We start from the raw sequence: 14,216 nt of genomic DNA, 5'->3' as shown, positions 1-14,216 counted from the left end.
CCACGGTGTCGGAAGAGCTCCATGGATTCCTCCGCCGAATCATGCATCCAGCGGCTGTGGTGGCAGGCCTGAGCTTGCTGGGGAAGCTCACCGGCTTCCTGGCGCAGGCGGTGATCGCCGCCCGCTTCGGCACCGGGCCGGATAAAAGCGCCTTCGACGTGGCGATGGTCATGCCGGACTTTCTGTTCCTGTTCACTGGCGGGACCCTGGCTGTGGTCCTCGTGCCCGTGCTGACCATGTGGTCGGCACGCAACCCGCAGGAGGCCGCCCGTCTCGCCGCCACGGTGGCCCTCCTGACGCTGGGGGCGCTGACCCTGGCCGGGCTGCTGATCGCCTGGAGCGCTCCTTTCTGGGTGCGGGTGGTCTTTGGACCGGGACTTCCCCCACCCGTGCAGGATCGGGCGATCTGCCTGCTTCGAGTGCTCTGGGCAGGGACGGTTCTGTTCGGGCTCAGCGGGGTGCTCACGGCGGTGCTGCACTCGGCGCGGCGCTTTGTCTGGCCAGCCCTGGGCTCGGTGTTGGCCGATGGCGGCCCGATCCTTGGAGCGCTTTTCCTGGCTCGTCCCCTGGGCATCACCGGGCTCGCATGGGGGGTGGTTCTGGGCGCCTTCTTCCACACCATGACACTGCTCCCCGGGTTGCGGGGCTGGCCGTGGACCTGGGGGATGGATCTCAGGCATGCAGGGTTGCGGACCGTGGGCATGTTGCTGATCCCACGGGCTCTGATCGTGGCGCTGGCCTATTTCCAGATCGCCTGGGGCTATCGCCTGATCGGCGGTCTGGAGCCTGGAGGGGTCGCGGCCCTCGCCTATAGCTGGCGCCTGATGCAGGTCCCCCAGACCCTGATCAGCACCAGCCTGGCGGTTGTGCTCCTTCCTACCCTCTCGGCCCATGCCGCCCGAGGGGATCGGGAGGCCCTGCGACGGGATCTGGGCTGGACCCTGGGAATCGCGGGGGCGCTCTCCGCGCTGGCCGGCGGCGTGTTATGGTTCGAAGGAGAGACGCTGGTGCGAGGGTTGCTGGCCCGAGGAGCCTTTGGGGAGGCGTCCGTGGAGGCCGTAGGGGCGGCCCTCCGGATGTTCGCGCCCGGACTGGTGACCTACACCTTTGCAGAGCTCACTGCGCGCGCCTTCTACGCCCGTCACGATTTCCTCCGGCCGCTGGCGGCGGCCGTCGCAGGCACCGCGGCGTATCTGGCCATGGCCTCGGCGCTGGTTCCCACCCTGGGCGCCTCCGGCCCGGCCCTGGCCAACAGCATGGCCATCGGCCTGGAGGCGCTCCTCCTGTTGCTCTGGATGCGATGGCTCGATCGGACTCCTAACGTTTCATTCCCAATGGAACCGGGAGAAAGCCTCCCCACGGGCGAAGGGCGCTCACGTTGACGGGGCAGGCCGGGTTGCCAGGCTCTCCCGGCGGGCCAGCCGCTCCGCCCGACGCTGATCCGCCTCCTCCGCCTTGCGGCGCTCTTCCTCCGTCTCCAGGATCAGCGGGGGCACCGGCGCGGGTCGACCCTCCCGATCCAGCGCCACGTAAACGAAATACGCCGTCGCCGTCACCCGTCGCTCCCCGGTCAGCAGATCCTCCGCCTCGGCCTGGATCTCCACCTCCATGGAGGTGCGCCATGCTCGGGTCATGCGTGCCCGCACGTGCAGCAAATCCCCCACGTGGACTGGGGCGCAAAACTGGATGGAATCCACCACCACGGTCACAGTGGGCCGGCGGGCGTGGCGGGACGATACAATCGCCCCTGCCTCATCCATCAACTTCATGATCCATCCGCCGTGGACATTGCCCAGGATGTTGGCATGCTCCGGCTGCATGATCTGCGTCAGTACCACCTCGCTGTCCTGAACCCGCTTCCCTTCCATAGGCGTAGGACCTCTTCGTGGGGAAGGATTGAAGAACCCACCCTGCATGCGACCCCCTATTCTCCTCGCGGAGGGGGCCGTGGGCAACCAGGGATTTACGAGGGGCCCTCGGGCACCAGACGGACGAAGCGGCGGCGGCCTACCTGAAGCACCCTCGGCCGGTCGATCGCGACTACGGCCTCCACATCGGAGACCGTCTCCCCATCCAGCCGGACCCCACCCTGGCGGATCAGCCGGCGAGCTTCACTGCGGCTGGGGGCCAACCCGGCGGCCACCAGCACATCTACGAGCGCCTGCGGGCCGGACAGGGAGAAGGCAGGCATCTCTTCGGGGAAAGCCCGCTCCTGGAACACGGTGCGGAAATGGGACTCCGCCCGCTCCGCCGCCTCTGCCCCAAAGAAGATCGAAACGATCTCACGGGCCAGCTCCATCTTCACATCCCGGGGGTGTAGGCTCCCCGATCGCAAACCCTCCTCAATGGCTGCAATCCGTGGGGGCGGGTAACGAGTGACGAGCTTGAAGTAAATCGGCATCGCCTCATCAGGGATGCTCATGACCTTCCCGAACATGTCCTCCGGTGTTGTGTTGAGCGGGATGTGGTTGCCCAGGGACTTGGACATCTTGCGGACGCCATCCGTGCCCGGCAGCAACGGGAGCAGGATTGCCACCTGGGGCCGCTGACCGAAGGCTTCCTGCAGCTTCCGGCCAGCGACCACGATGTTAAACAGCTGATCCGTCCCGCCGATCTGCACGTCCGCCTGCAGGGCCACGGCGTCGTAGCCTTGCATCAGCGGGTAAAAGGTCTCATGCAAGAAAATGGGATCGCCGCTCTTCAGACGTTCGGCGAAGGATTCCCGGGCCAGGAATTGTTGCACGGTGAAATGAGAGGCCAGACGGATCAGATCGGCGAACGTGAGTTTGGAGAGCCACTCGGCGTTATAGCGGAGGATGGTCCTGCGGGGATCCAGTACCCGGAAAGCCTGCTCCGCATAGGTGCGCGCGTTGGCCTCCACCTCCTCCGGGGACATCAGCGCCCGTCCCCGCAACTGATCGGAGGGATCCCCGACCAGCGCGGTGAACGTGCCGATCACCAGGATGGTCTCGTGTCCCAGGTCCTGGAATTGGCGCAGCTTCCGCAGGGGCACCGTGTGCCCCAGATGCAGATCGCTGGTCCGCGGGTCCACCCCCAGATAGACCCGCAGCGGGCGTCCCTCCTGGAGCCGCTCCCGCAACTCGACCTCCATCGTCCGGCGCAGCGTCTCATCGCCGTATTCGGTGCCCTGCATCAGGAGAGCAACCTGTTCGTCGATCGACATCGACATCCCACAACCTCCCCGCTCGGGTCGTTCCCTTCGGGATCCCGCCGTACGGAGGCTCGAGGGAGCGAGGTGACCAGGCCGTCTGCCTCCCCCCCTCCCATCGCATGCCTGCCGAGCCGTGCCTACCGAGACGCTCCTAACCCCTAAAGTATGCCATCCGGAGTCTCCATCGCCAAGTTCAGCGGAGCGGGCAACCGGGCTTCCTTCTCAAATGGCTATCATGATTATGGAACGCATCCATCATACACCAGGAGGCAAAGGATGAGCTCCAGCCTGCGTATCCATCCAGAAGAAGTCCGCCAGCAAATCCAGCGCCTGCGGGAATGGCGAGCGGAATGGGCCGAGCGATTGAGGACCGCCCAGTGGTTGGGCATCGCTCTGATCGAGACGGTCCACGCGGTTCCCGGGCGGGGATTTCAGACAGAGAACAAGGCCCAGGCAAGACACCTGGGCCGGGTCGAGGGCCAAGTGGAGCTCCTGGCGCGGACGCTGGAGCAGGCCCTGGCCCGACTTGAGGATGCTTTCCAGGAGGCCGCCCGGCTTCTCCAGGAGCCGATCCTATCCGCCACGATGGGCACCCTCCCGACGGCGGCGGTGGCCGCCTCCTTTGAGGAAGCCTATGCCTTCATCCGCAAGTGGGAGGGCGGATATGGGCACGACCCCCATGATCGGGGCGGACCGACGAACATGGGCATCACCCAGGCCACCTATGACGACTACCGTCGTCGCCACGGCCTGCCCCCGCAGGAGGTGGCCCGGATCACGCCGGCAGAAGCCGAGGCGATCTACCGGGAGTTCTGGGAGCAATCGGGGGCAGGAAGGCTCCCCCGGCCGCTGGGGTTGGTGCATATGGACACGGCCGTCAACATGGGGCCGGGGCGGGCCCAGCAGTTCTTGCAGGAAGTTCAGCAACGGAACCCGGGAACCCCGGAGGCGGCGGTGGAGGCGTATCTGGATCTGCGCCTGAACCGCTATCTGGAGCTGGCCCGGGATCCCTCCCAGCGCCGGTTCCTGGCCGGATGGCTGAACCGCCTTCAGGATCTGAGTGGCCACGCCGTGAGCCCGGAATTCCAGCGCGCTTTCCGGGAAAAGATCCTCAATCGCCTCACGGAGGATCCGGAGTTCACCCCCACCCGTGATTTCCTGGTCCGTTTATGGGCACCCCAGGGAGGTCGGAACCCATGAAAACATTGCGATGGCTTCTCATGGGCATGGTGATCCTGAGCGCTGCTTGCGCCCGGGCGACTTCCGGGAGGGATTCCCAGCCGACCACCGAGGCCCCAGTGAATGTCGCGCCGGCGGGGCCAGCGGCTTCTTCCAGACCACCCACCCTCACCTTTGAAGAAGCGATCCAGAGCGGTGATTGGGCCGCGGCCCAGGCGATCCTGGAATCCGGGCGAGAGCTTTCGTTTCCCGCGTCCGTTCTGAACCGGATCATGATCCAGGGTCTCCGCCTGGCCATGAATGCGGAAGGCGCAGAGGCCCGGCGACACCTCGAAGGCGCCCTCGCGCTGGTCCGCAAGGCCTGCCGGTGCCTGGACGATCGAGGCCGCCTGATCCCCGGGATGCCACCGAAAGGCTTTCGGGGGGAGCTCTATCTCGCGCTTTATCATATGCAGGGCGCTACCTCCTACGATCCTTTGTATGATTGGGCCATCGAGCAGGTGGCACAGCGCCACCGCCTGAGCAAGGAGGAGATCTTCGATCTGAGCGGCATAAAGACGAATCCTGTGGGGGTGTGCCGGTTCGGGAATCGAATCTTCGTGGTGGCAGGTTTCTGGATTTTCGACCTGGAGGGATCCCTGCAACAAGAAGCCCCCGGCCTGGATTCGCTGAGCGAAGGAGAGCGACTCCCCCGGCTGTATTATGTCTTCTGTGATGAGAAAGAACAGAAAATCCAGTGGATCAATGTGTCGGGAGGCGGACGGGGGGTTTCGCTGGAGGCGGAGTGGGATGGAGAAGGGTTCCGCCATGTGGAGACGGCCCGTACCGATCTGGCCGCCCAGACTTATGAAGAGGTCCGGAGGCAGATCGAGGCGGGACGACTGGAGGAGGCCTTCGAGGCCTATGCCAAGGGGTTTACGAATGAGGTCGACGCGGATCCGGAACTGGCCGCGCTGGCCCTCCAGCAGGGGATGGCCGTGGCCCGCCAGCGGGCGGAGGCCGGAGATGTCGCCAGGGCGCGGCGTGCGCTTCACGCCGCCTTCTCAATCGCCTCCTTCCGTTACCAGCTGGATGGGGGGACTTTCCTGCCCATGGACTGGAATCAACGTCCCCGATCACTGGAGGAGTGGGCCCAGGAGGTGTTCGGCGCGGATCCCCGAGCCCCGAGCTTTGCCCGGACCTATCGGGATGCTCTGACGGAATACGCCGCCCTGCTGGTTCAGGACCATCACCCCCAGGAGGCCGAACCGATCCTGCGGGCTCTGATCATCCTCGCTCCGAACCACGCGCCGGCGTATCTCTATCTGGGCGACGCCCTCTGGGATCAGGGGAAGCCCGAGGAAGCTCGTCGCTTCTATCAACGCTATCAGGAGCTCACACCGGGCGGGCCCTGGCCGGATCGGGTGCGAGAGCGCGCGCCGTAAATCCCTCGGGGGCCTGGATCGCGCAGGCCGGATCTCCCCCAAACGGGCCCCCAGGCTCCGCCGGAAGAGAACCTCTCACCTCACCATGCGCAGTGCGGGTGGGCGTGCTGAAGACGCCCGCCCGCACCAGCGCTAAGGTCCCCAGGCGACCCGCTGGTTTAGGGGATCAGGAAGTTGTTCGCCCAGGTCGAGGATCTTCCGGGGCGTTCCCCCGCCGGCTGGGATTAGATACACCCCCCAACGCCCATCCGCGTTGGAGAGATAGGCGATCCACGCCCCATCGGGAGACCATGCGGGGCCAATCTCCCAACCTCCGCCGGTAGTGAGGGCCCGGAAGAACCCTCCGGTCGTAGCTACAATCAGATCCCAGCTCCCCTGGATATCGGTTGCGTAAACCAGGAGCGATCCATCCGGAGCCCAGGCGGCCTGAAGATCGTTGGGATGCTGGCTCAGACGGATGGGCGCAGAGGCATTTGGAGGCAGCATGAGCAGTCCGCACCCGTCTCCTGCACAGCCCGTCCAGGCCAGCGTCCCATGGGGCCCCCAGGCCGGGAATCGGCCGGAGGCCACGCGCTGGGAGGCTTGCGGATTTCGGAGGTCGATCACTCGAATCCCCCCGACGCCGTCCATGAAAGCCAGCCGTTGCCCATCCGGCGACCATGTAGGCCAGGCGGCCCCGGGCCCGGCCACCTGCATCGTCTCGCCGCTCTCCAGATCCTTCACCCAGATCCCTGCCCCGGCGATCCGATAAGCCAGCCGTCGCCCGCCCGGCTGCCAGGCTGGTTGATCAGCCCCCAGGGCGACTCGCATCCCATGCCCGCCCGCCTCCACCACATAAAGGGCGTAGGCCCCGGCCTCCGCCTCATACACGGCGTAGGCCAGCCGCCCGACGGGGATCAACGGTGGGAGAGGCGTGCCGGCCCCCGCAAGAGCGCCGGGGATCGGCGTGGGGGTCGCCTGAAGGCAAAGGGTTCCCATCTCCTGGGCTTTCTTATGAACCTCAGGATCCGCAAAAAGTCGGAGGGCAGCCTGATACTCAAGTTCCGCCGGACAACTTTCCCCCTTTGTCCTCAGAAGATCTCCATAGGCAACATGGGCTTGGAAGAGACGGCGCGCGGTATCCCGATATCCTGGGTTCAGCGCATAAATTTCCTGGAAACGCCGGATCGCCTCCGGCCAGTTCACTCCCCAGTAATCCCGGGCCGCTAAATAGAGGGTCGCCATCTGGTAAGCGGCAGACGCCTCCGGCGGCAACGGGCCCAAACGCGCCGCCTGATCAAGATAGAATAACCCTTCGGCCAGACGCTCTTCTTGACCTTCCAGTAAACGCATCCCATAACGAAGCGCCGCATCCCGCAGCATTGAGAGGACCTCCTGGGACCGGAAATCCGGGTCGCGGTTTCGGATCTGCATCAGCAACTCAACCGCACGAGGGAGATCGTCCCGGGCATAAGCTTCCTGAGCGGCCTGAAAAACCTCCTCCAGAAGGATGGAAGGGGGAATCGGCGTAGGGGTTAGACGGGCTGCAATGCGCCGACGAGCCTCCGCAAGGGCCGCCTCCACCGTGGGGTCAGCCGGCCGAAGGCGGCGCGCGCCCTCCAGGAAGGCCAGCGCCCGCTCATCCTGGCCAGCTTCCAGCATGGCCATTGCCTGACGGACCGCGCTATCTACTGTGGCCTGAGCCCGTCGCTCCCGCTCGGCCGTCCCGTGTTCCCAACCGACCCGCCAACCCGCGAAGGCCATCCCCCCGATCACCCCGAAGGAGAGCAGGGCCATCCCCATCCCTGTCCAGAGGCGTCCGAAACGTCGAGCTGGAGTACTGCTCATCCTTCAACCTCCCATTCGATCATCCGCAGGCCGTAGAGAACGAGTGCAAAGGCTAGGCCCAGACGGCACCCCGCCAGATCAGGCCTGGGCCGATTGCGAAAAGCCAACGAATCGACGGGTATGAGGACCATCGCCAGGCCCATGTTAAACTCAATTTTGAAGAGCTGGAACATCGGGTTTCCACAGGGGCTTTCGGGATCAAGCGGGATGCTTCCGGCATCTGAACTGGCCCTGGTTCGGCCAGCAGGCAATAGAGAACGCAAGGGAGAAGACAGCTATGCCTTCCCACAAGCTCTCGGAGTTGCTGAACGCGCTGCCATTGCCTTATCGACGCACCGGAGGCGACCCGGAGATCCTGGAGGTGGTGACCGACTCGCGCCGGGTTCGTCCCGGTGCCCTCTTCGTGGCCTATCGGGGGTTGCAGCATGACAAACACGCCTTCATTCCCGATGCTTTGGCCCGCGGGGCTTCCGCCGTGGTGGGAGAGCGACCCCGTGAGGAAGTCCCGATCCCTGAATCCATCCCGTATGTGGAAGTGCCCAGCGGCCGGGAAGCCCTGGCCTGGCTGTGCGCCGCCTTCTGGGGCTTCCCCTCCCGCCGGTTGCTTTTGATCGGCGTGACCGGGACGGACGGCAAGACCACGACGGTGAATCTCATCCATTCGATCCTGACGGCCGCAGGACGTCAGGCCGGGATGATCAGCACGGTGAACGCAGTCATCGGGGATCGGGTCTACGACACCGGACTCCACACCACCACCCCGGAGGCCCCCGACGTCCAGCGTTACCTGGCGGAGATGATCGAGGCTGGCTTGACGCATGCGGTGCTGGAGACCACTTCGGAGGGCCTGGCCCAGCATCGGGTCACCGCCTGCGATTTCGATATCGCGGTCCTGACCAACCTCACCCATGAGCATCTCTACTTCCATGGCACGTGGGAGAACTACCGGGCCGCCAAGGCCCGTCTCTTTGAAATGCTCAAAACCTCCGCAGACAAGGGCTTCCCCAAGACGGCCGTTCTCAACGCCGAGGACCCCTCGTATGATTACTTCCGGCGGATCCCAGCCGACCGCTATCTCAGCTACGCCCTGGAGCGACCGGCGGACCTCACGGTGGAAGATCTGCGTTTCGAGCCCGATCGCACCCGTTTCCGCCTTTGGACGCCGGCCGGTGCGATCTCCGTGGAGACAACCCTGGTGGGCGCCTACAACGTTGCCAACATCCTGGCGGCCGCCGGGGTGGGGATCGCCCTGGGGCTTCCCTTAGAGGCCATCGCAGAAGGAGTGCAGCGCTTGCGCGGCATCCCCGGCCGGATGGAGCGGATCGATGAAGGGCAGGATTTCCTAGCCATCGTGGATTTCGCCCACACGCCGAATGCCCTGGAGCAGGCCCTGAAGACCGCCCGGCGGATGACCTCCGGGCAGGTGATCGTGGTCTTCGGCAGCGCCGGTCTGCGGGATGTGCAAAAGCGAGGGATGATGGGACGCGTGGCCGGACGGCTGGCTGACCGGATAGTGATCACCGCCGAGGATCCGCGGACGGAGGACCTGGAGACAATTCTGGAGGCCATCGCGGAAGGGATACGGGCAGAAGGACGAGTAGAAGGGATGGATTTCTGGCACATCCCGGACCGCGCGGAGGCGATCCGGTTCGCCGTGGGGCTGGCCCGGACCGGCGATCTGGTGATCGCCTGTGGCAAGGGCCACGAGGCTTCCATATGCTATGGGACCGTGGAATATCCATGGGATGAGCGGGAGGTGATGCGAGCGGCCCTGCGAGAACGACTGGGGAAAGGCCGCAACCTGATCTCTCCGTGGTGTCATCTCCGTCGAGCCCACGGATCCCCCATGCCTTTCTTTGAACGGGAAACTCCTTGAGCACTGCCTGCAGCCGATAGCTCCCCCTCTCCTCCGCGGGCGAGAACGGCGGATCAGCGAGAGGCGCTTCGGGCCAGCTGGAATCGCTTGGGAGAGCTCCACCGCTATGTGGAGCTGCTGCTCCCGCTGCAGATCACGCGGGAAGGGAAGCCCCTACATCAACCCCTGGACCTGCGACAGCTATCTGCGTCGGCGCTCCCCCCCGGGGCATGGAGGCGATCCTGGAGCTTCCAATTGGGGGCAAATGATCGGTGAAGGGTGCTCATGAAAGGGACTATCCCGCCCATCCGGATTCATCCCCGCGGATCCGGAACGCGCAGGGCTCGGCGCAACTGTTCCACCCGTTCCCAGTAGGCGCGGGTCTGGCGGAAGGCAGGATCCCCCGCCCCCGGGTTCTCCACCACCTGCGGCCGCGTGTGAGGCGGGGCGCCCAGGATCAGAATCCGCTGCCCCATGAAGACGGCCTCCTCAATGTGGTGGGTCACCAAGATGAGGGTGAGGGCTTCCTCCTCCTTCAGCCTCCAGGTCAACTCCTGTAGATCCTCCCGGGTTGGCGCGTCCAGCGAGGCGAACGGCTCGTCCATTAACAACAGATCCGGCTTCAGCACCAGCGCCCGCGCGATGGCGGTCCGCTGACGCTGGCCACCGGAGATCTGCCCGGGATATCGATCCTGCACCCCGGTTAATCCCAGACGTTCTAACCATGCGCTCACCGGCCCGGCGATATCCGTCACCGGCGCCTCCGCTGGGGCATGGCGTCCATCGGGCCCGTAGAACCGACGGATGCGCAAACCCAACGCCACGTTCTCCCACACCGTCGCCCAAGGGAGCAGGCCATAGTCCTGGAGGATCAGGCCGGTGCGGGGGCGTGGCCGTCGAAGCGGCTGCCCATCGATCCGGATCTCCCCGCGCGAAGGCAGGCGCAAGCCGGCCAGCAGATAGAGCAGCGTGGTCTTACCGCAACCCGAAGGGCCGATGACGGCCCAGGCCTCTCCGCGGGCCACCGACCATGAGAAGTCCTGGAAAAGCCATAGCCCGCCATATCCGAACCAGATCCGGTCCACCTCGATCATTCCCCCATCCCTCCGTGGGCCGATCCTCACCCTATCCCAATACTGTTGCCCCAGGGAAGGGCCTCCCCTTCCCCAACGCGGGGCCATAGGGGTCCGCGCCCCCGGCCTAGGCCTTGTCGTTCGCGCGGAAAACGCCCCCAGGGGATTCTGGCATAGCCGTCCGAGGCGGCGCAAAATTTTTGAAGAAGGATTCGCTTCATCCACCCCACCCTCGGAACGCCGGATGATGGAACCGAAGGCCGGGATCCACCAAATGAACTTAGAGGAAAAGCTCCGCGCGCTGCCGGCGCGGCCGGGCGTTTATCTCTTTAAGAACGCTCAAGGGGAGATCCTCTACGTGGGCAAGGCCATCTCCCTCCGCCAGCGGGTCCGCTCCTATTTCCAGAACAGCGCCGACCTCTCGCCCCGGACCCGGCGCATGGTCCAGGAGATCGCAGATTTGGATTTCATCGTGACCGACTCGGAGCTCGAGGCCCTGATCCTTGAGGCGAACCTCATTAAGAAGCACCGGCCGAAATACAACATCCGATTGAAAGACGATAAGCGCTATCCTTATATCCGCATCTCCATTCAGGATCCATACCCGAAGGTCACCATCACCCGGCGGATCGAGAACGACGGCGCCCGCTACTTCGGCCCATACACCTCGGCCACCGCGGTCTACCAGATGCTGGATGAGCTGCGGCGGATTTTCCCCTACCTAACCTGCGATCGGACCATCACCGGGCAGGACCGGCGAGCATGCCTGTATTACGACTTGAAGCGATGCCTGGGTCCGTGCATCGGGGCAGTGAGCCAGGTGGAATACCGGGCGATGATCAATGGACTGATCCGCTTCCTGGAAGGCCATATCGAGGAAGTGATCTGCGATCTGGAATCCCGGATGTGGGCAGCCGCAGAGGCCCTCCAGTTTGAGCGGGCAGCCCAGCTGCGGGACCGCCTGCGGGCGATCCGGCAGATTATGGAGCGCCAGAAGGTGGTCTCCACGGTGGCCGCCGACCGGGATGTGATCGCCATCGCCCGGGCCGATGGCGAGGCATGTGTGGAAGTCTTTTTCATCCGCCAGGGGCGGCTGATCGGGCGGGAGTATTTCGTCCTCGAGGGCCTGGAGGAAGCGGATTTACAGGAAGCTCTGGCCGGATTCCTGAAACAGTTCTACCAGGCCGCCGCGGAGGTCCCTCCCGAGATCGTGCTGCCGGAACACATCGAGGAGGCCGCCATCATCGAGCAGTGGCTGCGCCAGCGGCGGGGCGACGCGGTGACCCTGATGGTGCCCCGGGAGGGAGAGGCCGCAGAGCTGGTGCGACTGGCCACAGAGAACGCCGTGGAGACCCTGAACGCCCTGCGGGCGCGCTGGCAGGCGGATCGCCATCGCCAGGAGGCGGCCCTGCGGGAGCTGGCGGAGGCCCTGGGCCTCTCAGCCCCCCCAGCGCGCATCGAGGGCTTCGATATCTCCAACACCCAGGGGACCGCAGTGGTGGGCAGTATGGTCGTCTTCATCCACGGGGTCCCCCTCAAAGCCCATTACCGCCGCTTTGTGGTCCGCACCGTGCAGGGACGGCCCGATGATTACGCCAGCATGCGGGAAGTCCTCACCCGCCGCTTCCGCCGCTGGCAGGAGGCAACTTCCCCTCAGCGGCCCCCGGGCCAGAAACCCGATGAAAGCTTCGCGGCGCTTCCAGACCTCCTGCTGGTGGACGGCGGGAAAGGCCAGCTGGGAGTCGCCCTGGAGGTCCTGGAGGCCTTCGGGCTTCGGGAACGGGTTCCGGTGGCCGCCCTGGCCAAGGAGCGAGAGGAACTGTTCCTGCCCGGCCGCCCGGAGGGGTTGCTCCTGCAACGCCATGCGCCGGCCCTTTTCCTGATCCAGCGCATCCGGGATGAAGCCCATCGCTTCGCCCTGAGCCACCATCGGAGCCGTCGGGAGCGTCTCTCCCTGGCCTCTCTCCTGGAGGAGATCCCCGGCATCGGGCCGAAGCGCCGCCGGGCGCTGCTGGAGCATTTCGGCTCCCTGGAGGCGATCCGTCAAGCTTCGGTGGAAGCCCTGATGGAGGCGGGGCTCCCGCGAGGCGTCGCCGAGCGATTGAAAGCGGCGCTGGGATGAGGGGCGTGATGGAATTTCCGGAAGCCCTGGCAATTTACATCCATATCCCCTTCTGCCGCTGGCGCTGCAGCTACTGCGATTTCAACATCTACGCCGGCATGCGGCGCTGGTTTGCCCCCTATATCGAAGCCCTGGGGAAGGAGATCCGCTGGTTCGGTAATCGGGCCGGGCGACCCCTCGCCCGCACGATTTACATCGGCGGGGGAACCCCTTCCCTGCTGCCCCTGTCGTTACTGGCGCGCCTCTTCGAAGCCCTTCACGAAGCGTTCCGCATCCCCCCGGGGACGGAGATCACGATGGAGGCGAATCCCAGCGGCCTCTCCGTCGCTTACCTGGAAGCCGTGCGACAGCTAGGAGTGAACCGGATCAGCTTCGGGGTGCAGAGCACCCATCCCGAAGAGCTGCGCCTGCTGCGGCGCGATCATACGTTCGAGGAAGCCTGCGCCCATATCGCGATGGCCCGCGCGGCCGGATTCACCAACCTGAACGTGGATTTGATCTACGGCCTCCCAGACCAGACCCTCCATCGCTGGCAGGAAACCCTGGAGGCCGTCCTGACGCTGAACCCCGAGCACCTTTCCGCATACGCCTTGATCGTGGAGGAGCGCACGACCCTCCATCGCTGGATCCGCGAGGGTCGGGTCCCCGCGCCGGATCCCGATCAGGCGGCGGAGATGTATGAATGGACGCAAGACCGTCTGGCGGAGGCCGGCTATCGACATTACGAGATCTCCAACTGGGCTCGACCGGGCCATGAGAGCCGACACAACCTTGTTTACTGGCGCTATGAACCCTACATCGGCTTCGGCGCCGGCGCCCACAGTTTCATCAACGGCCGTCGATGGATGAACGTCTTCCATCCGAAGATCTACATCCGCCGGATCGAGGAGGAGGAGAGCCTCATGGCGGAGGAAGAGCCCCTGGATCCCCGTACCCAGATGGCCGAGATGGTCATCCTGGGCCTCCGCCTGGTGGAGGAGGGCATTGAGGACGCCCGCTTCCGCGCCCGCTTCGGCCATGGGATCGTGGAGGTCTATGGAGCGGTGATAGGGGAACTGGAGGAACTGGGGTTGGTTCAGTGGGATGGCGTCCGATTGCGGCTGACCAGGCGAGGACGGTTGCTGGGGAATGAGGTGTTCTGGCGGTTTCTGTGAGCAAGGGCTTCCCCCACTGGTCTCGTTATCGCCGCACACAGGGATCGCATGGATCCCAACCCCCGGTTGCCTCTCACCGGGCTGATCTTGACCCTTACCCTTCAGCTCCCATGTCCTGTCTTCGGGGGCGAAAGCCCGACCATCCCGCAGCCACCATACCCCCCGCTCCCGGGCCAACACCCCCGCCCGCTCCACCGCCCGCACCACGTCCTCCGTGCTCCCCAGCCCGGAGATCTCCACCCCCAGATACACACCCGCCGATCCTCTCGCCGGTGAAACCCCTCTACCAACCGGTCCAGCAGGGCCGCCCGATCGGCCTCCTTCCCGGGTGATCCGCCCCGCCGCCTCCGCCTCCTCCAGGATCTCCAGCTGGCGCACCGCAGCGGGGGGCGAAAGAGACCAGGATTCTC

The 14,216-nt window shown here is 65.2% G+C and carries 10 protein-coding genes; 6 read left to right on the top strand and 4 right to left on the bottom strand.

What is annotated here, in order from left to right; translation table 11 throughout:
• Positions 1 to 5: 5 nt before the first annotated feature.
• On the top strand, positions 6 to 1,382 hold the full coding sequence (locus ACFMO3_RS06250; RefSeq protein ID WP_376789563.1) for a lipid II flippase MurJ: 1,377 nt from the start codon (positions 6 to 8) through the stop codon (positions 1,380 to 1,382).
• Here ACFMO3_RS06250 and ACFMO3_RS06245 read toward each other — a convergent pair.
• Both ACFMO3_RS06245 and tyrS read right to left on the bottom strand, forming a co-directional pair.
• Positions 1,374 to 1,868 (bottom strand): acyl-CoA thioesterase, encoded by a 495-nt coding sequence (locus ACFMO3_RS06245; RefSeq protein ID WP_376789562.1) that lies wholly within the window; start codon positions 1,866 to 1,868, stop codon positions 1,374 to 1,376. The two genes, ACFMO3_RS06250 and ACFMO3_RS06245, sit on opposite strands and share 9 nt — an antisense overlap.
• Positions 1,869 to 1,963: 95 nt before the next feature.
• Positions 1,964 to 3,184, bottom strand: coding sequence for a tyrosine--tRNA ligase (gene tyrS, locus ACFMO3_RS06240; RefSeq protein ID WP_376789594.1), 1,221 nt, complete (start codon positions 3,182 to 3,184; stop codon positions 1,964 to 1,966).
• Between the two features lie 264 nt (positions 3,185 to 3,448).
• Between tyrS and ACFMO3_RS06235 the strand changes: the two genes are divergently transcribed.
• Positions 3,449 to 4,372: a glycoside hydrolase family 108 protein gene (locus ACFMO3_RS06235; RefSeq protein ID WP_376789561.1), complete on the top strand. Its 924-nt coding sequence runs from the start codon at positions 3,449 to 3,451 to the stop codon at positions 4,370 to 4,372.
• Positions 4,369 to 5,775: a tetratricopeptide repeat protein gene (locus ACFMO3_RS06230; RefSeq protein WP_376789560.1), complete on the top strand. Its 1,407-nt coding sequence runs from the start codon at positions 4,369 to 4,371 to the stop codon at positions 5,773 to 5,775. The genes ACFMO3_RS06235 and ACFMO3_RS06230 overlap by 4 nt, the downstream gene beginning before the upstream one ends.
• 132 nt (positions 5,776 to 5,907) lie before the next feature.
• On the opposite strand, the gene ACFMO3_RS06225 is transcribed toward ACFMO3_RS06230, so the two are convergent.
• Entirely contained in the window at positions 5,908 to 7,602 is a 1,695-nt protein-coding gene (locus ACFMO3_RS06225; RefSeq protein ID WP_376789559.1) for a hypothetical protein, read from the bottom strand.
• A 277-nt stretch (positions 7,603 to 7,879) separates the two neighbouring features.
• Between ACFMO3_RS06225 and ACFMO3_RS06220 the strand changes: the two genes are divergently transcribed.
• Complete coding sequence (locus ACFMO3_RS06220) at positions 7,880 to 9,478, top strand: UDP-N-acetylmuramoyl-L-alanyl-D-glutamate--2,6-diaminopimelate ligase (RefSeq protein ID WP_376789558.1); 1,599 nt, start codon at positions 7,880 to 7,882, stop codon at positions 9,476 to 9,478.
• A 293-nt stretch (positions 9,479 to 9,771) separates the two neighbouring features.
• Here the strand turns inward: ACFMO3_RS06220 and ACFMO3_RS06215 are convergent, their stop codons facing one another.
• Complete coding sequence (locus ACFMO3_RS06215) at positions 9,772 to 10,551, bottom strand: ATP-binding cassette domain-containing protein (RefSeq protein WP_376789557.1); 780 nt, start codon at positions 10,549 to 10,551, stop codon at positions 9,772 to 9,774.
• A gap of 223 nt (positions 10,552 to 10,774) precedes the next feature.
• On the opposite strand from ACFMO3_RS06215, the gene uvrC reads away from it, so the two are divergent.
• Positions 10,775 to 12,652, top strand: coding sequence for an excinuclease ABC subunit UvrC (gene uvrC, locus ACFMO3_RS06210; RefSeq protein ID WP_376789556.1), 1,878 nt, complete (start codon positions 10,775 to 10,777; stop codon positions 12,650 to 12,652).
• An 8-nt stretch (positions 12,653 to 12,660) separates the two neighbouring features.
• Entirely contained in the window at positions 12,661 to 13,806 is a 1,146-nt protein-coding gene (gene hemW, locus ACFMO3_RS06205) for a radical SAM family heme chaperone HemW (RefSeq protein WP_376789555.1), read from the top strand.
• The last annotated feature ends 410 nt before the right edge of the window (positions 13,807 to 14,216 follow it).

The sequence above is a fragment of the Thermoflexus sp. genome (assembly GCF_042408815.1).
Classification (GTDB): domain Bacteria; phylum Chloroflexota; class Anaerolineae; order Thermoflexales; family Thermoflexaceae; genus Thermoflexus.
This window is presented reverse-complemented; position numbering and strand designations above follow the sequence as displayed.

Coding starts and splice junctions, on each gene's coding strand:
- ACFMO3_RS06235 (WP_376789561.1), top strand. CDS start 3,449: ATGAGCTCCAGCCTGCGTATCCATCCAGAAGAAGTCCGCCAGCAAATC.
- tyrS (WP_376789594.1), bottom strand. CDS start 3,184: ATGTCGATCGACGAACAGGTTGCTCTCCTGATGCAGGGCACCGAATAC.
- uvrC (WP_376789556.1), top strand. CDS start 10,775: ATGATGGAACCGAAGGCCGGGATCCACCAAATGAACTTAGAGGAAAAG.
- ACFMO3_RS06230 (WP_376789560.1), top strand. CDS start 4,369: ATGAAAACATTGCGATGGCTTCTCATGGGCATGGTGATCCTGAGCGCT.
- ACFMO3_RS06245 (WP_376789562.1), bottom strand. CDS start 1,868: ATGGAAGGGAAGCGGGTTCAGGACAGCGAGGTGGTACTGACGCAGATC.
- ACFMO3_RS06220 (WP_376789558.1), top strand. CDS start 7,880: ATGCCTTCCCACAAGCTCTCGGAGTTGCTGAACGCGCTGCCATTGCCT.
- ACFMO3_RS06215 (WP_376789557.1), bottom strand. CDS start 10,551: ATGATCGAGGTGGACCGGATCTGGTTCGGATATGGCGGGCTATGGCTT.
- hemW (WP_376789555.1), top strand. CDS start 12,661: ATGGAATTTCCGGAAGCCCTGGCAATTTACATCCATATCCCCTTCTGC.
- ACFMO3_RS06225 (WP_376789559.1), bottom strand. CDS start 7,602: ATGAGCAGTACTCCAGCTCGACGTTTCGGACGCCTCTGGACAGGGATG.